This is a genomic window from Amycolatopsis antarctica, assembly GCF_002262875.1.
In the GTDB taxonomy this organism is placed as follows: Bacteria; Actinomycetota; Actinomycetes; order Mycobacteriales; family Pseudonocardiaceae; genus Amycolatopsis; species Amycolatopsis antarctica.
Window position 1 is genome coordinate 239623 of the sequence record NZ_NKYE01000002.1, and the last position, 18883, is coordinate 258505.

Annotated in this window: 16 protein-coding genes; 12 read left to right on the forward strand and 4 right to left on the reverse strand. The window is 71.7% G+C overall.

What is annotated here, in order from left to right; translation table 11 throughout:
* Positions 1-50: 50 nt before the first annotated feature.
* From CFN78_RS04575 to CFN78_RS04590, 4 genes are all read left to right on the forward strand, one after another.
* Positions 51-1646: a serine/threonine-protein kinase gene (locus tag CFN78_RS04575; RefSeq protein WP_094861303.1), complete on the forward strand. Its 1596-nt coding sequence runs from the start codon at positions 51-53 to the stop codon at positions 1644-1646.
* Between the two features lie 137 nt (positions 1647-1783).
* Positions 1784-2809 carry a 4-hydroxy-tetrahydrodipicolinate synthase gene (gene dapA, locus CFN78_RS04580; RefSeq protein WP_094861304.1) on the forward strand — a complete coding sequence of 342 codons (1026 nt, stop codon included), beginning with the start codon at positions 1784-1786 and terminating at the stop codon, positions 2807-2809.
* Positions 2806-4503, forward strand: a complete 1698-nt coding sequence (locus tag CFN78_RS04585) for a ribonuclease J (protein WP_165777443.1) — start codon at positions 2806-2808, stop codon at positions 4501-4503. Before dapA ends, CFN78_RS04585 begins: the two co-directional genes overlap by 4 nt.
* Before the next feature lie 240 nt (positions 4504-4743).
* Positions 4744-5334 (forward strand): DUF305 domain-containing protein, encoded by a 591-nt coding sequence (locus tag CFN78_RS04590; protein ID WP_094861305.1) that lies wholly within the window; start codon positions 4744-4746, stop codon positions 5332-5334.
* Between the two features lies 1 nt (position 5335).
* On the opposite strand, the gene CFN78_RS04595 is transcribed toward CFN78_RS04590, so the two are convergent.
* Positions 5336-6346, reverse strand: coding sequence for an EamA family transporter (locus CFN78_RS04595; protein WP_094861306.1), 1011 nt, complete (start codon positions 6344-6346; stop codon positions 5336-5338).
* A gap of 64 nt (positions 6347-6410) precedes the next feature.
* Entirely contained in the window at positions 6411-7241 is an 831-nt protein-coding gene (locus tag CFN78_RS04600; protein WP_420807851.1) for a lysophospholipid acyltransferase family protein, read from the reverse strand.
* A 199-nt stretch (positions 7242-7440) separates the two neighbouring features.
* Between CFN78_RS04600 and CFN78_RS04605 the strand changes: the two genes are divergently transcribed.
* The gene (locus CFN78_RS04605; protein ID WP_094861308.1) at positions 7441-10002 is read left to right on the forward strand and encodes a DNA translocase FtsK; all 2562 of its coding nucleotides are present in this window, start codon (positions 7441-7443) and stop codon (positions 10000-10002) included.
* 73 nt (positions 10003-10075) lie between these two features.
* On the opposite strand, the gene CFN78_RS04610 is transcribed toward CFN78_RS04605, so the two are convergent.
* A complete protein-coding gene (locus CFN78_RS04610; RefSeq protein WP_094861544.1) occupies positions 10076-10516 on the reverse strand; it encodes a phospholipase in 441 nt (146 codons plus the stop codon).
* 154 nt (positions 10517-10670) lie between these two features.
* The gene (locus tag CFN78_RS04615; RefSeq protein WP_165777444.1) at positions 10671-11180 is read right to left on the reverse strand and encodes an amino-acid N-acetyltransferase; all 510 of its coding nucleotides are present in this window, start codon (positions 11178-11180) and stop codon (positions 10671-10673) included.
* A gap of 157 nt (positions 11181-11337) precedes the next feature.
* Between CFN78_RS04615 and CFN78_RS04620 the strand changes: the two genes are divergently transcribed.
* The 7 genes from CFN78_RS04620 to pspM all read left to right on the forward strand — a co-directional run bounded on the left by CFN78_RS04620 (position 11338) and on the right by pspM (position 18869).
* Positions 11338-13368 (forward strand): acyltransferase family protein, encoded by a 2031-nt coding sequence (locus CFN78_RS04620; RefSeq protein ID WP_094861309.1) that lies wholly within the window; start codon positions 11338-11340, stop codon positions 13366-13368.
* 47 nt (positions 13369-13415) lie between these two features.
* Positions 13416-14897 (forward strand): 30S ribosomal protein S12 methylthiotransferase RimO, encoded by a 1482-nt coding sequence (gene rimO, locus CFN78_RS04625; protein WP_094861310.1) that lies wholly within the window; start codon positions 13416-13418, stop codon positions 14895-14897.
* A 146-nt stretch (positions 14898-15043) separates the two neighbouring features.
* Positions 15044-15652 (forward strand): CDP-diacylglycerol--glycerol-3-phosphate 3-phosphatidyltransferase, encoded by a 609-nt coding sequence (gene pgsA, locus CFN78_RS04630; protein ID WP_094861546.1) that lies wholly within the window; start codon positions 15044-15046, stop codon positions 15650-15652.
* On the forward strand, positions 15649-16158 hold the full coding sequence (locus tag CFN78_RS04635) for a CinA family protein (RefSeq protein ID WP_094861311.1): 510 nt from the start codon (positions 15649-15651) through the stop codon (positions 16156-16158). The genes pgsA and CFN78_RS04635 overlap by 4 nt, the downstream gene beginning before the upstream one ends.
* Before the next feature lie 95 nt (positions 16159-16253).
* Complete coding sequence (locus CFN78_RS04640; protein ID WP_165777446.1) at positions 16254-16718, forward strand: helix-turn-helix domain-containing protein; 465 nt, start codon at positions 16254-16256, stop codon at positions 16716-16718.
* A gap of 284 nt (positions 16719-17002) precedes the next feature.
* A complete protein-coding gene (locus CFN78_RS04645; protein WP_094861313.1) occupies positions 17003-17857 on the forward strand; it encodes a PspA/IM30 family protein in 855 nt (284 codons plus the stop codon).
* A gap of 4 nt (positions 17858-17861) precedes the next feature.
* Entirely contained in the window at positions 17862-18869 is a 1008-nt protein-coding gene (pspM, locus tag CFN78_RS04650) for a phage shock envelope stress response protein PspM (protein ID WP_094861314.1), read from the forward strand.
* Positions 18870-18883: the final 14 nt, after the last annotated feature.

Below are 18883 nucleotides of genomic sequence, written 5' to 3' on the forward strand. Positions count from 1 at the left end.
ACCCATCCGGCGGGTGGATACGATTCCGTCGGAAGAGGGAGGCGCGGACGGTGACCGACGAACAGACCCGGCAGACCCAGCAGGCTCAGCGGACCCAGCAGGCCCCGGCCGGGGGTCAGCGGGTGATCGCCGGCCGTTACACCGTGCTGGGCGAACTCGGCCGCGGCGGCATGGGCATCGTCTGGCGGGCCGAGGACCGGGTGATCGGCCGCGTCGTCGCCGTCAAGGAACTCCGTCTGCCCGACGTGGCCGAAGAAGCGGGGGTCTTCCAGGAGCGCGTGCTGCGCGAGGTGCGGACCGGCGGCAGCATCAACGATCCCGCCGTGGTCACCGTGTACGACGTCGTCGTCGACCACGGCGCCACCTACATCGTGATGGAACTGGTCGAGGCGCCCACCCTCTCGGACCTGGTGCGCACGCATGGGCCGATGCCCGCCCACCAGGTCGCCTCGATCGGTGAGCAGGTGCTCGCCGCGTTGGGGGCCGCCCACCAGTCCGGGATCGTCCACCGCGACGTCAAGCCGGGCAACATCATGGTCGCCGCGTCCGGCCGGGTGAAGCTGACCGACTTCGGCATCGCGCAGGCCGTCGACGACCCGAGGCTGACCACCAGCGGCATGCTCGTCGGCTCGCCGGCGTTCATGGCCCCGGAGCGGGTGGCCGGTCGTGAGGCGATGCCCGCCTCCGACCTGTGGTCGCTGGGCGCGACCCTGTTCTTCGCCGTCGAGGGCATCGTGGCGCACGAGCGCACCAGCACCGCCGCGACCCTGCACGCGATCATGAACGAGGTCCCGTACCTGACCCACGCGCAGGGGCCGCTCGCCTCCGCGATCATGGGCCTGCTCGCCGTCAGTCCGGAGGGCAGGCTCCCCGCCGAGCAGGCCCGGGGCCTGCTGCAGATGGCAGCCGCGGGGCAGGGGCAGTCCACCCCGCCGGGCGGTAACCATGGCCCGAACCCGACCGCGGTGCACCCGGGCCGGCAGCCGAACCAGACCATGGTCGGCGGGCACACCATGCTCGGCGCCCCGCCGATGAGCGGACCCGCCCGGCCATCCGCGAAGGGCACGGGCCGCCGCAAGCTGATGCTCGCCGGCGGCGCGCTGCTCGGGGTCGCCCTGCTGGCCGGCGGCTTCTTCGCGGGCAAGCCCTTCTGGGGCCCGTCCGAGGACGCCGCCATGCTGCCCTCGTTCACCTACGGCGCGTTCGACTCCGACATCCCGGCGCTGAACCGGACATCCTCCTACGACTGCGGTAACACCCCGCTGGACAGCGGCAAGTCGCTCACCGACGACAACTGGAGCGACTGCGCGAAGACGCACACCTTCGAGATCTTCGCCGACATCGTGGCGGTCGGCGACGAGTCGCCGTCCAGCAGTGCCGACCCCAAGCCGCTGACCGAGTACCCGGGCGAGGAACAGCTCAAGGCCTTCGCCGAGGCGAAGTGCGCGCTGGTGTTCAACTCCTCGGTCGTGCCGGCCGATCAACGGGCGAAGCTCAGCTACCGGGCACTCGCGCCCGCCCAGGCGCTCTGGGAGAAACAGCCGGCCGAGGACTACGGCGGCGAACTCAACCGGCGGGTGCTCTGCGTGCTGCAGGACTCCACCGGCGCTCCGCTCACCGGGCCGATCGCGCAGGACACCACCTGAGGCGGGCCCCGGCGTGACCGCAGGAATTCCCGCCGCGCCCGCGCGCCGGCGGCGTTTCTCCGCCACGTCTCCCGGCCGCCGACATCACCCCAGGTGGTCGCCGGGAACGTCACCGTCAGGAGGTACCGTCTAACATCATGTCCACCTCGACACCCACCCCACCGAGCGCGGCACCGGGGCGGCCCTTCGGGCGCGTACTCACCGCGATGGTCACCCCCTTCGACGCCGACGGGGCGCTGGACCTGAAGCGGGCGGGCGAGCTCGCCGAGCACCTGGTGGATCTGGGCAACGACGGGCTGGTCGTCAACGGCACCACCGGCGAGGGGCCGACCACGACCGACGCGGAGAAGGTCTCGGTCATCCGCGCCGTCGTCGAGGCGGTCGGGGACCGCGCGACCGTCGTCGCGGGCGCAGGCACCTACGACACCGCGCACAGCGTGGAACTCGCCCGCCAGGCGGAGCAGGCGGGCGCACACGGCCTGCTGGTCGTCACGCCGTTCTACTCCCGGCCCACCCAGGCCGGTCTGTACGCGCACTTCACCGCCGTCGCCGACGGCACCGGCCTGCCCGTCATGCTCTACGACATCCCGCCGCGCTCCATCGTGCCGATCGAGGTCGACACGCTGCGCAGGCTGGCCGAGCACCCGCGCATCCTCGGCGTCAAGGACGCCAAGGGCGACCTGCTCGCCGGCAGCGAGGTCATCGCCAACACCCACCTCGCCTATTACTCCGGCGACGACGGCCTGAACCTGCCGTGGCTGTCGGTGGGCGCCACCGGTGTCGTGAGCGTGGTCGGGCACGTGGTGGCCGGCCGGATCCGCGCGATGATCGATGCCTACGAGAACGGCGACACCTCCACCGCGCGCACGAACCACCGCGGGCTGCTCCCGGTCTACCGGGCGTTCTCCCGGGTCGGCGGGGTGGTGTTCGGCAAGACCGCCCTGCGGATGCGCGGGCAGGACGTCGGCGATCCGCGGCTGCCCATCGTCCCGGCGACCAGCGACCAGATCGCGGCCATCGCCGGCGACCTGACGCAGGCCGGTGTCCCGCTCGACGAATCCCCGGCCGCCGACTGGCACGGCGCCCGGGTCGCACACGCCGACTCGGCAGCCGCCTACGTCGCACCCACCACCCACACCAGCGTTGGAGATCTCCACAGGTGAGCCCACTTTCCGCGGGACCAGGTCCGATCACCGCGCCCCCGGCGCTGCCCGAAGGCGGCCTGCGCGTCGTCGCTCTGGGCGGCATCGGCGAGGTCGGACGCAACATGACCGTGTTCGAGCACGACGGCAGACTGCTGATCGTCGACTGCGGGGTGCTCTTCCCCGAGGACGACCAGCCCGGGGTCGACCTGATCCTGCCGGACTTCCGGGCCATCGAGAACCGGCTCGACGAGATCGACGCGCTGGTGCTCACCCATGGGCACGAGGACCACATCGGGGCGGTGCCGTTCCTGCTGCGCCTGCGCCCTGACCTGCCGGTCTACGGCTCCAGGTTCACGCTCGCGCTGCTGGCGGCCAAGTGCAAGGAGCACAAGCAGCGGCCGAAGCTGATCGAGGTGCGGGAGAACGAGAAGCGCACGGTCGGCCCGTTCGACCTCGAGTTCTTCGCGGTCAACCACTCCATCCCGGACGCGCTCGCCGTCGGCATCCGCACCGCGGCCGGCGTCGTGCTGCACACCGGCGACATCAAGCTCGACCAGTTGCCCCTGGACGGCAGGCTCACCGACCTGGCCGGGTTCTCCCGGCTCGGCGACGAGGGCGTCGACCTGTTCTGCGTCGACTCCACCAACGCCGAGGTCCCCGGCTTCGTCATGCCCGAACGCGACATCGGCCCGGTGCTCGAGGATGTGATCCGGCGGGTGGACCAGCGGGTGATCGTCGCCTGCTTCGCCAGCCACGTGCACCGCGTCCAGCAGGTACTCGACGTGGCCGTGGCCCATGGCCGCCGGGTCGCCTTCGTGGGCCGGTCGATGGTCCGCAACATGGGCATCGCCGCCGACCTCGGCCTGCTGAACGTTCCGGACGGCCTGCTCGTCGACCTCGACCAGGCCGCGAACCTGCCGGAAAGCAAGGTCCTGTTCGTCTCCACCGGTTCGCAGGGCGAGCCGCTGTCCGCGCTGTCCCGGATGGCCCGCGGCGAGCACCGGCAGATCTCGATCAAGGCGGCCGACACCGTGGTGCTGGCCAGTTCGATGATCCCGGGCAACGAGACGGCGGTCTTCGGTGTCGTCAACGGCCTGGTGCGCCTCGGCGCGAACGTCGTCCACCAGGGCAACGCGAAGGTGCACGTGTCCGGGCACGCCTCGGCGGGCGAGCTGCTCTACCTCTACAACGCGGTCCGGCCCAGCAACGTGATGCCGGTGCACGGCGAGTGGAAACACCTGCGCGCCAACGCCGAACTGGCCGTGCGCACCGGGGTGGCCCCGGAGAACGTGGTCATCGCCGAGGACGGCGTCGTCGTCGACCTGGTCGACGGCCAGGCCCGCATCACCGGCCGCGTCGAGGTCGGCCACGTCTACGTCGACGGCCTGTCCGTCGGCGACGTGGGGGAGTCAACCCTGTCCGACCGGCTGGTCCTCGGCGAGGGCGGGTTCATCGCCATCACCATCGCGATCGACTCCAGCACCGGCCGGGCGGTCGCCCCGCCGACCGTCTCCGGGCGCGGTTTCTCCGACGACCCGAAGGCGCTCGACGCCGTGGTCCCGCTGGTGGAGATGGAGCTGGCTCGCACCGAGTCCGAGGGCATCACCGACTCGCATCGCATCGCCCAGTCGGTGCGCCGCGTGGTCGGCCGCTGGGTGGCCGACACCTACCGGCGCAGGCCGATGATCGTCCCCACGGTCCTCCCGGTCTGACCGTCCGGCCCGCCCCGCCCGCATCCAACCGGGCGGGCACCGCCCCCGGGGGTCCTCCGCGCACCGCCCGGTGCGCGCCCGTGTGCTGCCCGGAGGCCGGCTCCGCACGCTCGGGTATGGCCGGCGGTAGCTCCACGATCACGCCGTGACACCGGCTCGCTATCATGACCGGCACCGTGCGGCCCCGCCCGAGCGTGCTCGCCGGTTCCTCTTCCCCGTCCCACCGCAGGAGTTCCCCACGTGTCACGGCACCATCTGAAGATCATCGCGTCCGCCGTCGCGGTGCTGGCTCTCGCCGGCTGCAGCGCGGACTCCGGGGCGGGCACGGAGCCGGACGGGGCTCCGGCCGCGCCCGCCGCTGCGGGGCCGTTCAACGCGGCCGACATCGAGTTCGCGACCACGATGATCCCGCACGAACAGCAGGTGGTGGACATGGCGGCGCTGGCGGGCGAGCGCGCCGCCGCTCCCGAGGTCGCCCGGTTCGCCCTGCGCCTGCGGGACGGGCAGGACCCGGTGATCGCCCGCATGTCCGCGTTGCTGGAGAGTTGGGGCCAGCCCGCGCCCGCCGACCCCGGACTGCACCTGACCGGGCCCGCGGAGGCGTCCGGGATGCTGACGCCCGAGGAGATGGCGGAGCTGCAGGGCCTGTCCGCCGAGGCCTTTGACAGCCGTTTCCTCGAACTGACCGAGCGCCACCACCAGGGCGCGATCGATCTCGCCGCGGCGCAGCGCACCGCGGGCACCAGCCCGCAGGCTCGCGAGATCGCCGACGGGGTCACCGAGGCACGGCAGCGGGAGATCGCCGAGGTACGGGACCTGCGCGCGAACTGAATCAACGCTCCGGCGGGGCCTGGTCCACGTCCGGTCCACTCGGGAGCGGTTCGGCCGGGGTGCCCGCCTGCTGCTTGCCCGGTGAGGTGAGCTGCACGATCAGCGCCCCGGTCAGCAGCACTCCCGCCCCGGCGATCTGCACCGCGGTCAGCGCCTCACCGAGCAGCACCCACGCCGCCGTGGTGGCGATGACGGGCTCGACCATCGCCAGCACGCTGGCCGCGGTGGCGGGAACGTGGCGCAGTGCCGAGATCCCGCTCAGGTACGCCATGACGGTGCAGACGACGGAGAGCACGACCATCAGCAACCACACCGGCGGCTGCCACGGTCCGAACTCGGCGCTGCCGGCCAGCACGTCCATCGGCAGCGTCCACGGCGGCACCACCACCGCCAGCGACACGGCGCCGATCGCCATGCCCCAGGTGATCATGCCCAGCGGCGGCCGGGTGGCCACCGCGTGCTCGCCGATCAGGAAGTAGCTGGCCGAGCAGACGGCCGCGCCGAGCCCGGCGAGCACGCCGAGGGCGTCCAGCCGCAGTCCCTGCCAGACCTGCGCCACCAGTGCGAGACCGACCATCGCCAGTGCGATGCCCGCCCACACCGGCGGCGGCATCCGCACACGGCGGACGAACCGCACCCACAGCGCGATCAGCACCGGTGAGGTGAACTCGAGCAGGATCGCGATCCCCACCGGGATGCGGGACGCCGACACGAAGTACAACAACTGCACCCCGGCGACCCCGAGCAGGCCGTAACCGGCCAGGACACGCACGTCCCCGCGGCCCACCCGCAGCAGGGACGGCCGGAACACCGCGACACCGACGACGAGCAGCACGGCCGCGAGCAACAGCCGGACGGCGGTGACCTGCTCCGGGGCCATGCCGGCCGTCATCGCCGGTTTGCCGACCGCGCCGGAACTGCCGAAACACAGCGAGGACAACAGGACCAGCGCGATTCCCCGGCCGCGGTGCGGCACGAAGACGCGCGGGGGAGCGGAGGCGAGATCGGTCACGGCTGGAGGGTAGTTCCTGCCACCGGAGTTCTGGTACGCGCGTGCCCAAAGCCACCCGCGCGGATCAGCCGCCGGGCCGCCAGGGGCTGGTGCTGTCCGTCGGCCGCGTCGGATCGCGGAAACGCGGGACGTCCGGCTCGTCCCGGCGCAGCGGTACCAGGCCGTCGGTGATCGCCCGCATGATGCGCGCGTGCGCACGGACCGCGTGCCCCGGCGTGCCCGCGGTGAAGCCGCTGAGGTCCACCGGCGAGCCGAAGTGCACCCGGAACGTCGGCCTGCGCAAGGGTGAGGACAGCCCGGACCGCGCCAGCGGCAGGACGTCGGCGACACCGTTCACCGTCTCGGTACCCCAGTAGACGGCCTCGTGCGCGCCCCACTGGCTGATCGGGATCACCGGCACCCCGGCACCCAGCGCCAGGCGTGCGGCTCCGGTCTTGCCGCGCTCGGGCCACAGGCCCGGCTCGCGGCTGATCCGCCCCTCCGGGTAGACGAGCACCGGCGCGGTGGTCGTCCGCAGCGCCTCGGTGGCCTGCGCGAACTGCTCCAGCGCCGTCGCCGTGCCGCGGTCGACGCGCAGGTGGCCGCTGCGGCGCAGCGCCGGGCCCAGCACAGGGGCGTCCAGCAGGCCGCCGGCCAGCATGAACCGCGGGGCGATCCCGATCCGGCGGCAGGCGGCCATCAGCACGAAGGCGTCGAACACGCCGATGTGATTGGCGGCCAGCAGATACGGGCGTCCACGCAGCTCGGCGGGGACGGCACCGCTGACGCGCAGTCTGCCCGCCATGCCCACCACGCGGCGGTCGATCGCGAGCATCGTCCGCCAGATCGCCGGCACGCCGGACGGCAGCGGGCCACGGTGCGGCAGGGGATCGTCATCCTGGTGCAGAGCCACCATGGGGGAGAGCATGACATGGGCCCGGACCTCCGCTTCCGGCCGTATCCGCACCGATGCGCACGCCCTGCGGTACCGATGCGTGCCGGTTGTGACGTCGAGGGGTACGCGGGCTCGCCGAGCAGGTCGAATGTGGTGGTTGATCCGGCTGCGCCGCGAGTGGCACACGTGACTGGAGGGGTTCGGCGGCTACCGTAGGGGCATGGCGAGCGGTTCGACGACCAAGGGACGCGGTCCGGCACGAGGCCGGACCGGCAGCAGTCCGGCCCGGAACACCCGCGGTTCCGCGCGGCCACGGTCCACGCCCGCGAAATCCGCCACCCGCAAGGCGCCCGCCCGGCGTCCCGCCCGCAGGAGCGGGGGTTTCGGCCGGGCCGTGCGCGGCGGCTGGACCCTGATCGCGCGCGGCGCGGGCGGTCTGGCCCGCACGGTCGGACGGAGCCGCGACCTCGAGGCCGAGCACCGTCGCGACGGGCTGGCCCTCGGCCTGATCGCCGTCGCGCTGGTGGCGGGCTTCGGCGTCTGGTGGCGCTCGGCCGGGCCGATCGGCGACGGGCTCGCCGTCGGTATCCGCAGCGTGGTCGGCGCCGGTTCGGTGGTGCTCCCGCTGGCGCTGTTCGTCGCCGCGATCGCGCTGATGCGCTCCGAACCGCAGCCGGAGACCCGGCCCCGGATGGTCATCGGCACCCTGCTGGTCTCGCTGTCCCTGCTCGGCCTGCTGCACCTGTTCAACGGCAGGCCGGAAGGGCACGAGGAACAGATGTTCGCCGGTGGCTGGGTCGGCTGGTTCTCCGGCGGCCTGCTGGCCAAGGGGGTCACCACCTGGGTGGCGATTCCCTTACTGGTACTGGTGCTCTGCTTCGGGCTGCTGGTGTTCACCGGCACCCCGGTACGCCAGATCCCGCAGCGCCTGCGCGATTGGGGCCTCGACCCGGAGGAACGGGAGGAGGCCGAGGCCGAGCGCAGGGCGTCGGCTGAGGGGCGAGGCGCCGGCCCCGGGGAGCCGGACGGCGCCGACGCCGAGACCGCCGCAATGCGCCTGCGCAAGCCCTCCCGACGTCGGCAGGCCCGGGGAGCCGCCGAGGACGGCGATCTGGCCGGCGAGCTGGTGGGAGCGAGCGCGGCTGCCGAAGCCGCCGCCGAGCCGCCTCCCGCGAAGCCGGCGAAGCCCCGGGTGGCACCACCGGCCGAGGTGCCGGAGCGCAAGCCCCGCAAGGCCGAGCAGACCACGCTGGACGTCACCCCTCGCCGGGTCGAGGGCGACTACGCGCTGCCGTCGCCGGAGCTGCTCTCGCTCGGCGACGCGCCGAAGACGCGCAGCAAGGCCAACGACGCCATGATCGAGGCGATCACCGGCGTGCTGGAGCAGTTCAACGTCGACGCGCAGGTCACCGGTTTCACCCGGGGCCCGACGGTGACCCGGTACGAGGTGGAGCTCGGCCCTGGCGTGAAGGTCGAGAAGATCACCGCGCTGACCAAGAACATCGCCTACGCCGTGGCCACCGACAACGTCCGGCTGCTGGCACCGATTCCGGGCAAGTCCGCCGTCGGCATCGAGGTGCCGAACTCGGACCGCGAGATGGTGCGCCTCGGCGACGTGCTCCGTTCCGCCAAGGCGGTCAAGGACGAGCACCCGATGGTCATCGGGCTGGGCAAGGACATCGAGGGCCACTTCGTCACGGCGAACCTAACGAAGATGCCGCACCTGCTGGTCGCGGGTTCCACCGGTTCCGGTAAGTCCAGCTTCGTCAACTCGATGCTCGTCTCGCTGCTGGCCAGGGCCACGCCGGAGGAGTGCCGGATGATCCTGATCGACCCGAAGATGGTCGAGCTGACGCCGTACGAGGGCATCCCGCACCTGATCACGCCCATCATCACCCAGCCGAAGAAGGCGGCCGCCGCGCTGGCCTGGCTGGTGGAGGAGATGGAGCAGCGCTACCAGGACATGCAGGCCAACCGGGTCCGGCACATCGACGACTTTAACAAGAAGGTGAAGTCCGGGGAGATCACCGCCCCGCCGGGCAGCGAACGCGAGTACCGGCCCTACCCGTACATCATGGCGATCGTCGACGAGCTGGCCGACCTGATGATGACCGCTCCCCGCGACGTCGAGGACGCGATCGTCCGGATCACCCAGAAGGCCCGTGCCGCCGGGATCCACCTGGTGCTGGCCACGCAGCGGCCCTCGGTGGACGTCGTCACCGGCCTGATCAAGACGAACGTGCCCTCGCGGCTGGCGTTCGCCACCTCCTCGCTCACCGACTCGCGGGTCATCCTCGACCAGCCGGGCGCGGAGAAGCTCATCGGTATGGGCGACGCGCTCTACCTGCCGATGGGTGCGGGAAAGCCGGTCCGCATCCAGGGCGCCTTCGTCGGCGACGACGAGATCTCCGCGATCGTCGAGTTCACCAAGAACCAGGCGCAGCCGGAGTACCAGGACGGTGTCACCGCACAGAAGTCCGGCGAGGCCAAGGACATCGACCCGGACATCGGCGACGACATGGACGTCCTGCTGCAGGCGGCCGAGCTGATCGTCACCTCGCAGTTCGGGTCCACCTCGATGCTGCAGCGCAAGCTGCGGGTCGGCTTCGCGAAGGCGGGCAGGCTGATGGACCTGCTGGAGTCACGCGGGATCGTCGGCCCTTCGGAGGGGTCGAAGGCCCGCGACGTCCTGATCAAACCCGAGGAACTCGAGGGCGTGCTGTTCATGATCCGTGGTGGCGGATCCGGCGCACCCGACCCGTCCGGGGAGGACGAAGCCTGAGTCCACTGTGGACGAGCAGCGCGCGAGGACGGGCCGCTCCCTCCAGGAAGCGGCCCGCCGCGTGGGTGCGGGATCAGCTCGCGCCGAAGTTGCGCACCGCCTGGTAGTAGGTCCAGGCCGCCCCGTTGCAGACCGTGTTGCCGTTGCACATGGTCTTCATGTCGGCGTGGAAGTTGTCGTCGATCCGGAGCCGGTTGGCGTCGGTGAACCGGCTCTGCTTCTTGTAGTTGCGGTACCCGAAGTCGTGCCGGTGGCAGGCGCCGGTGAAGTCGAAACCCAGTGGCTGGTCGGGGGACCAGGAACACGCGTCCGAGGACCAGTCGAGCTGCCCGGCGTTCGGCTGTTCCGCCCTGATCGAGGAGAACTGCGACAACGAGGTGCTGAACAGGTACTCGTCGGTGGTGGTCTCGATGCTCTGTGCCTGTGCGGTGCCCGCACCGGCGAAGAGGGTGCCGGTGATCGCGGCCGTGACGGCCATCCGGCGAACTGCGCGACGCAGGGTTGTCGCGGTCATGGCGGGCTCCTCGCTGATCATGTTGTCACGTCAGCGTCAGCCTTGTGTGTTCTGTGCCACAGCTCTACCGCTGTTCGGTCGATTGTCGGTGAATTTCCTCCCGCAATCAGGTTTCGTCGGGCCGCTTCCCGGGTATCCGGGCGCGTTCCGAGACTCAGAGCCGGCGGAGCATCCGCGTGTTGCCCAGCGTGTTCGGCTTCACGAACGGAAGGTCGAGGAACTCCGCGACACCGGTGTCGGCGGAGCGCCGCATCTGTTCGTACACCTCGTTCGGCACCGGCGTGCCGTCGATCTCGACGAAGCCGTGCCGGGCGAAGAAGCCGGTCTCGAAGGTCAGCACGAAGATCCGGGGCAGGCCCAGCTCGACGGCGAGGTCGAGCAGCCCGCGGACGAGTACGTGCCCGATGCCACGCCCGCGCAGGTCCCGGGCCACCGCGACGGTGCGGATCTCGGCGAGGTCCTCCCACAGCACGTGCAGTGCGCCGCACCCGACGACCCTGTCCTCGAGTTCGACGACCCAGAACTCCTGCACGCTCTCGTACAGCGTCACGAGTTCCTTCTCCAGCAGCACCTTGCCGGCGTCCGCGTCGACGAGCGCCTTGATCGTGCGCACGTCGGCGATGCGGGCACGGCGAACGATAAGATCGTCGGGAACGTCAGGCACGAGGTGACCGTAGCGGTGCCACGGCGCGGTTCCTCGACCGCCTGTGCCGCCCTGTGACCGGGCTCCCCGACACACGCCTGACCAGCGAGGCGGACTCGCTCGCGGGGGCGTCAGGGCCTGCCCGTGGGCCGGCGGAAGAGAAAGGTGCGCAGAGCGGATGCTGCCCGGTACGAGCGTCGCCACCGGTGCCCCCACCAGCCGCCCCGCCGCCCGCTCGTTCCGGCCGGAACTGCAGGGGCTGCGCGCGCTCGCCGTCACCCTGGTCGTCATCTACCACGTATGGCTGGACCGCATCTCCGGCGGCGTCGACGTCTTCTTCCTCATCTCCGGTTTCCTGATCACCGGTCAACTCGCTCGCGCGGCCGGACGCGGCGGCATCACGCTGCGTCCCATGTGGGGCCGGATGCTCAAACGGCTGCTCCCCGCCGCGCTGACCGTTCTCGCGGCGACGATCGCGGCCGCCCTCGTCCTGCTGCCCGAGCACCGCTGGTTCCAGACCATCGGCGAGGTCGTCGCCTCGGTGTTCTATGTGGAGAACTGGCGGCTGGCCGCCGACTCCGTGGACTACTTCGCCCAGCACGACTCGGCCAGCGTTGTGCAGCACTTCTGGTCACTGTCGATCCAGGGCCAGTTCTATCTGGTGTGGCCGCTGCTGGTGCTGCTGGTGGCCTGGATCGCGCGCCGGGCGGGACGGTCGCTGCGCCGCACGCTCGCGTTCGCCCTGGGGATCCTGTTCACCGCCTCACTGGCCTACTCGGTGGTGCTCACCGCCGCCGACCAGCCGCTGGCGTACTTCCACTCGCTGACGCGGGTGTGGGAGTTCGCCCTCGGCGGGCTGCTCGCACTCGCCGTCGACGCACTGGTGCTGCCACGCGCCGCCCGGATCACGCTCGGCTGGCTGGGCGTCGCCGGGCTCGTCTCCTGCGGCATGGTGCTTCAGGTCGGCACCGTGTTCCCCGGTTACGCGGCGCTCTGGCCGACGCTCTGCGCGGCCTTCGTGATCGTCGCCGGCGCCACCGGCTCGCGCTTCGCCGCGGACCGGCCGCTGAGCTCCCGGCCGATGGCCTACCTCGGCAACCTGAGCTACGCCCTGTACCTGTGGCACTGGCCGGTGCTGCTGTTCTACCTGCTGGCCAGGGGACGGGAGCAGGTCGGGCTGCTGGGCGGCGCCGTCGTCATCGGCGTCTCGCTGGCGCTCTCCGCGCTGACGTACCACTTCGTCGAGAAGCCGGTCCGCGACTCGCGCATCGGCGTCGAGCGGCCCTGGGGCAGCTACCGGTTCGCCGTGCTCGCCATGATCCCGGTGCTCGTCGCGGCCGGGACCTGGCAGTTCGTCGCCACCGAGCGGGCGGGCGCGTTCGCCGCCGCACCGTACGACCGCAACTACCCGGGCGCGAACGCGCGCCTGCCCGGTTTCCAGTACCAGGGCGACGAGGACGTCGAGTTCGGCCCGCCACTGGTCACCCTGCCCGACGACTTCGCCCGGATCGACGACTGCGGACCCGCCGAGCGCGACGAGCGGATGGAGATCTGCACCATCCCCGCCGAACGCCCCGAGCGGCGGGTGGTGATCGTCGGCGACTCGCACATCCAGCAGTACACCGCCTCGCTGCGCGCCATCGCGGAGAAACGCGGCTGGGAGATCACCACGATCCTGCGCGGAGCCTGCCCCTTCTCCGTCACCTCCGACGTCAACCCGGACGATCAGTCCTGCGTCGACTGGAACGCCTCCACGCTGGCCGAGATCATCGACCGCGCCCCGGACGCCGTGCTCACCCTCGCCAGCAGGGACGTTCGCGCCGGGCTCACCGAGAACACCCCGCGCGGCTTCGTCGACCAGTGGCACAACCTGGACGCGGCCGGCATCCCGGTGCTGGCCGTACGGGACAACCCGCGCTTCGACTTCTCCCCGCCGGACTGCGTCGCGGCCAACGGCCCGGCCGCCGCCGAGTGCCGGGCGCCACGCGACGAACTGCTGGCCGAGAGCCCGCCGTACGAGGCCGTCGGCGACGTGCCGCCGAACGTCTCCTTCCTCGATTTCAGCGACTTCTTCTGCGGACGTGAGTGGTGCACCCCGGTGGCGGGCAACGTCTACACCTTCATGGACGACAACCATCTCAGCGCGACGTTCATGACGACTCTGGCCCCGGTCGTGGAGCGGGACATCACCGACGCCCTCGGATGGTGAGCGGCCGCACCCCGATACCGGCACGTGCGCCAGCTACCCTGAGTCCCGTGCCTTCTCCCACCACCGAGTCATCCGGTCGCAAGGTCTCCCTGCTGACGCTGGGCTGTGCCCGCAACGAGGTCGACTCCGAGGAACTCGCCGGCAGGCTGGCCGCCGACGGCTGGGAACTGACCGACGAGGCCGAGGGTTCCGACGTGGTCGTCGTCAACACCTGCGGATTCGTGGAGTCGGCCAAGAAGGACTCCGTCGACACCCTGCTCGCCGCCTCCGATACCGGGGCCAAGGTCGTCGCGGTCGGCTGCATGGCCGAGCGCTACGGCGACGAACTCGCCCGGAACCTGCCCGAGGCCGACGCGGTACTCGGCTTCGACCACTACGCGGCGCTCGGTGAGCGGCTCGACGACGTGGTGGCCGGCCGCTCCGTGGCCTCGCACACGCCCACCGACCGGCGCACCCTGCTGCCGATCAGCCCCGTCCAGCGGCCCGCCGCCGCCGAGGACGTCGCCGTGCCAGGGCACGCGCAGGCGGGCTGGGGACCGCGGGTGCTGCGCACCCGGCTCGACGACGCGCCCGTCGCCGCGCTGAAGATCGCCTCCGGCTGCGACCGCCGCTGCTCGTTCTGCGCCATTCCGTCCTTCCGCGGGTCGTTCGTGTCCCGCCGGCCGGACGAGATCGTCGCCGAGGCGGCCTGGCTGGCCGGCCAGGGCGTGCGCGAATTGTTCCTCGTTTCGGAGAACTCCACCTCGTACGGCAAGGACTTCGGCCGCGAGCAGGGTGGCGGACGCGCGCTGGAGGCCTTGCTGCCACGGCTCGCCGACGTGGAGGGCATCGACCGGGTGCGCGTGTCGTACCTGCAGCCCGCCGAGACCCGGCCGCAGCTCGTGAAGGTCATCGCGACCACGCCCGGCGTGGCGAGCTATTTCGACATGTCGTTCCAGCACTCCAGCGAGCCGGTGCTGCGCCGGATGCGCCGGTTCGGGTCCACCGAGTCCTTCCTGGCGCTGATCGAGCAGATCCGGGAGTACACCCCGGACGCGGGTATCCGGAGCAACGTCATCGTCGGGTTCCCCGGCGAGACCGAGCAGGACGTCGACGAGCTGGAGCGGTTCCTCGTCGCGGCGCGCCTGGACGCGGTCGGCGTGTTCGGTTACTCCGACGAGGACGGCACCGAGGCCGAGGGCTACGACGGCAAGCTGCCCGATGAGGTCGTCACCGCGCGCGTGGCCAGGATGTCGGCGCTGGTCGAGGAGCTCACCACGCAGCGCGCGGAGGAGCGGATCGGCGAGTTCGTCGAGGTGCTCGTGGAGTCCGAGGGGGGAGTGGACGCCGACGAGAGCGACCACAGCGAGCCGACGGGCCGCGCCGCGCACCAGGCACCGGAGGTCGACGGCGAGTGCGTGCTCGTCGACGCGGGCAAGGTGAGCGTGGGCGAGGTCGTCCGCTGCGAGGTGGTGGACAGCGAAGGCGTCGACCTGATCGTGCGTCCCGTGGAGCACCCGGTGGGACCCGGCGCGGACGCGGACCGGTGAGCACGGCGGCCAGCGGGCCGGCCGAGGCCTCCGACGCGTCCGGCGAGGCCGGTCTCGGCACCGCCACCGGCGACGGGAGCGGGACCGGCGGCGGCGCAGGGGCTCCGGCAGCCGAGCGGCCCGCCGGGACCGGGCCGCCGGAACGGCTGCCCGCACCCACTCCGGCGGCCGCGCCCGAGGCGACCCCGGTCCCGACACTCAACGTCGCCAACATCCTGACGCTGTCCCGGCTCGCGCTGGTTCCGCTGTTCGTCGCCGCGCTCTTCGTTGGCGACGGCTCGGACACCACCTGGCGCTCCATCGCCACGGCCCTGTTCGCCATCGCCTCGCTCACCGACCAGATCGACGGCTGGGTCGCCCGCAAGTACGGCCTGGTCACCGACTTCGGCAAGATCGCCGACCCGATCGCCGACAAGGCACTGATCGGCGCGGCGCTGGTCGGCCTGAGCATCCTCGGCGAGCTCGGCTGGTGGGTGACCACCGTGATCGCCCTGCGCGAGGTCGGGGTGACCGTGCTGCGGTTCTGGGTGATCCGGCACGGGGTGATCCCGGCCAGCCGGGGCGGGAAGGCCAAGACGATGGCGCAGATCGCCGCCATCACCCTCTACCTGCTGCCGTTGCCGGACGGCGCCGAGCCGGTGCGCTGGGTGGTGCTGGGCGTCGCGCTGCTGCTCACCGTCATCACCGGACTCGACTACGTGCTGCGCGCGGTCAAGCTGCGGGCTGCGGGTCGCCGCGCGGCGGTCGGGCCGTGACTTCGGTCCCGTCTGCCACGGACCCGCCGGACCCGGTCGCGGCAGCGGTGGTGGCGGCGCTGTCCGCCCGGCGGGAGACGGTGGCCGCGGCCGAGTCGCTCACCGCGGGCCTTGTCTGCGCGACGCTCACCTGCGTCCCCGGATCGAGTGCCGTGCTGCGGGGCGGGCTGGTCGTCTACGCGAGCGACCTCAAGACAAGCCTGGCCGGTGTCGACGGTGCGCTGCTCGCCCGCCTCGGCCCGGTGCACCCGGAGGTCGCCGCGGCCCTCGCCGAGGGTGCCCGCACGCGGTGCGGCGCCGACTGGGGGCTGGGACTGACCGGCGTGGCGGGTCCGGGCCCGCAGGACGGGGTACCGGCGGGCACGGTGCACGTATCCCTCGCGGGCCCGGGTGGTGACCACCCCGCGCGCACCGGCCGTACGCTGCGGATCGACGGCGACAGGCAGGCCGTCCGGGCGGCCTCGGTGGCGGCCGCGCTGGCACTGCTGCGGGAACAACTCGGGTAACCCGATCGTTCGCCCTTGGCGGAAGCACAGCGTGTACTCGTGCGGCCGGACGGCCGGACTGGGTAACGTGGGAGGCAGACGAAGGGAGGCGCGTGATGACCGTGCTGTTGCGTGAGGCGATCGGTGATCGGCTCCGTCATGCCCGCACCAACCAGAGCAGGACTCTGCGCGACATCTCCCGCGCCGCCAGGGTCAGCCTCGGATACCTGTCCGAGGTCGAACGCGGCCAGAAGGAGGCCTCCAGCGAGCTGCTGGCCTCGATCTGCGATGCCCTGGAGCTGCCACTCTCGGAGCTCCTGCACCATGTGGCGGCGGACGTGTCCGCGCTCGACGACGTCGAGGTCGCCCCGGTGACCGAGCAGGCCGCGGGCACCGCGAAGGCTGTCCCGGCAGCCGCCGGGGGTGACCTGGAAGGCGGCAGGTTGCTGCCCAGCGTGGTCGGCAACGACCTGACCGACCTCCGCCTTTCCACTCCGCACGTGTCCGCTTCGCCCCGGATGTCCACCACGCTGCGCACCACGATCACCACGCCGAAGCTGGCCTCGACGATCGCGGCCTGAGATCCGTCGCGACGAGCGGCGTGCCGCGGACGACCCCGAGTCACGACTCGGGGTCGTCGCCGTCCGTAGGCCCCGCGTCGACGTCGGGTGGGCGCGCCCCGGTCAGGGCGATCCCGGAATTCGGCGGGGTCGCCTGGAACGACGGACGCTGACCTGACACGATGGAACCCAACGCCGGGGGCGGGACGTTGCACTGAGCAGGGGAGCGCGACACGCCCCGCACGACACCCGGCGACGACATCCGGCGATACAGCCAGTGGGACGCAAGAAGGCAGGCGGAGGAGATGGCCAACCCTTTCGTGAAGGCATGGAAGTACCTGATGGCGGCGTTCTCGTCGAAGGTCGACGAGCACGCCGATCCGAAGGTGCAGATCCAGCAGGCCATCGAGGAGGCGCAGCGCAACCACCAGGCGCTCTCCCAGCAGGCCGCATCGGTGATCGGTAACCAGCGTCAGCTGGAGATGAAGCTCAACCGCCAGCTCGGCGACGTGGAGAAGCTGCAGGCCTCGACCCGTCAGGCGTTGGTGCTGGCCGACGAGGCCCGCGGCAAGGGCGACGAGGCCAAGGCGCAGGAGTTCGAGACCGCGGCCGAGGGTTTCGCCGCGCAGCTCGTCACCGCCGAGCAGAACATCGAGGACCTCAAGACGCTGCACGACCAGTCGCTGCAGGCGGCGGCCCAGGCGAAGCAGGCCGTCGAGCGCAACGCGAGCATGCTGCAGCAGAAGCTGGCCGAGCGCACGAAGCTGCTCTCCCAGCTCGAGCAGGCCAAGATGCAGGAGAAGGTCTCGGCCTCGCTGAACCAGATGACGGAGCTGGCCTCGCCGGGCAACACGCCGTCGCTGGAGGAGGTCCGCGACAAGATCGAGAAGCGCTACACCACCGCCCTCGGGTCGGCGGAGCTGGCGCAGAACTCGGTCCAGGGCCGCATGATGGAGGTACAGCACTCCACCACGCAGCTCGCCGGGCACAGCAGGCTGGAGCAGATTCGCGCGTCGATGAAGGGCGACTCGGTCGCCCAGGTCACCGATGGCGGCGCGAACAGCGCCGCGGCTTCCGGCTCCGCTGCGACTCAGTCCAGCGCGAACGTGCAGGCCGAGATCCAGAAGCGTGTCCAGGCCGAGCAGAAGAACCAGGCGTAGCACCGTGGCGGCGTCGGGCAAGGGTTCGGGCAAGCGCGACTTCAGCGAGCGGCGCGCGAAGCTGGAGAAGCACATCGAACGCTTGCCCGACTACGCGCAGCGGGCCCAGGAGAGGCTGCAGAAGTACCTGCCGCCGAACGAGGCGGGCCGGTCCGGTACGGCACCGGGAGGATCCGGGACCGCGGATTCGGCGAGCAGGAGCGACGAGGGCGGCGCCGAACGCCAGCGTCCGCGCCTGTCCATGCCCCCGGTGCCGGTGAACGTGCCGGTCGTCGAGGAGGCCCGCTCGAAGTGGGCCGAGTGGAACGCACCGCAGGCGAAGCTGGAACGCCGCAAGCGGCGTGCCGCGCGCGCGATCTCGTTCTGGATCGTCGTCTGCCTGATCCTGGCCACCGTGGCCGGACTTTCGTTCGCCGGGTTCATGTCCGCCGCGGCGGACGCGAGCACGATCACGGCCGGGGCGATCGGTGCCTCCGTGCTGTCCGTCATCGCCGCCTATTTCGGCATCAACTCCGCACTCCGGCTGCGCACCCTCAAACGCACCGAACTACCGGTGGCCGCCGCGCCGCAACGGCTCCCGGCGTCCGGCTCGGCGGCCAGGGCTCCGATGGAGCGGCTGCGCGAGTCCGAGGCCACCCTCGCCGAACTGCTCCGCCAGCTCTCCACCAGCACGACCGGTGCCCCCGGCGCCGTCCCCGAGATGTCCGTCGAGGACGCTCGCCGCACGGCCGACGAGGCCGCCAAGGCGCTGCACGGCATCGCCGACCGGATCGAGGCGATCGAGCGGGCCCGCAGGGCCGCCCCCGACCACGAGCGATCGGCGCTCGACTCAGCCGTCGCCACCCTTCAGGAGCAACTCGACGACGGGCTGGACGGGTACGGCAGCCTGGTCGCGGCGGCGGGTCGTGCGGTCGCCGCCAGCAGCGGGGCCGTGCAGCCTGCCAAGGACGCACTGACCGACGCCACCGACCACCTCGCCGGGCTGGCGATCGCGCTGCGCGAACTGTCCTGACCGGCGGCCGACCG

Bases quoted from the DNA above. Each gene is read 5' to 3' on its own strand.
- dapA (WP_094861304.1), top strand. From the start codon at position 1,784: ATGTCCACCTCGACACCCACCCCACCGAGCGCGGCACCGGGGCGGCCC.
- CFN78_RS04600 (WP_420807851.1), bottom strand. From the start codon at position 7,241: ATGGTGGCTCTGCACCAGGATGACGATCCCCTGCCGCACCGTGGCCCG.
- CFN78_RS04605 (WP_094861308.1), top strand. From the start codon at position 7,441: ATGGCGAGCGGTTCGACGACCAAGGGACGCGGTCCGGCACGAGGCCGG.
- CFN78_RS04610 (WP_094861544.1), bottom strand. From the start codon at position 10,516: ATGACCGCGACAACCCTGCGTCGCGCAGTTCGCCGGATGGCCGTCACG.
- CFN78_RS04620 (WP_094861309.1), top strand. From the start codon at position 11,338: ATGCTGCCCGGTACGAGCGTCGCCACCGGTGCCCCCACCAGCCGCCCC.
- CFN78_RS04640 (WP_165777446.1), top strand. From the start codon at position 16,254: ATGACCGTGCTGTTGCGTGAGGCGATCGGTGATCGGCTCCGTCATGCC.
- CFN78_RS04645 (WP_094861313.1), top strand. From the start codon at position 17,003: ATGGCCAACCCTTTCGTGAAGGCATGGAAGTACCTGATGGCGGCGTTC.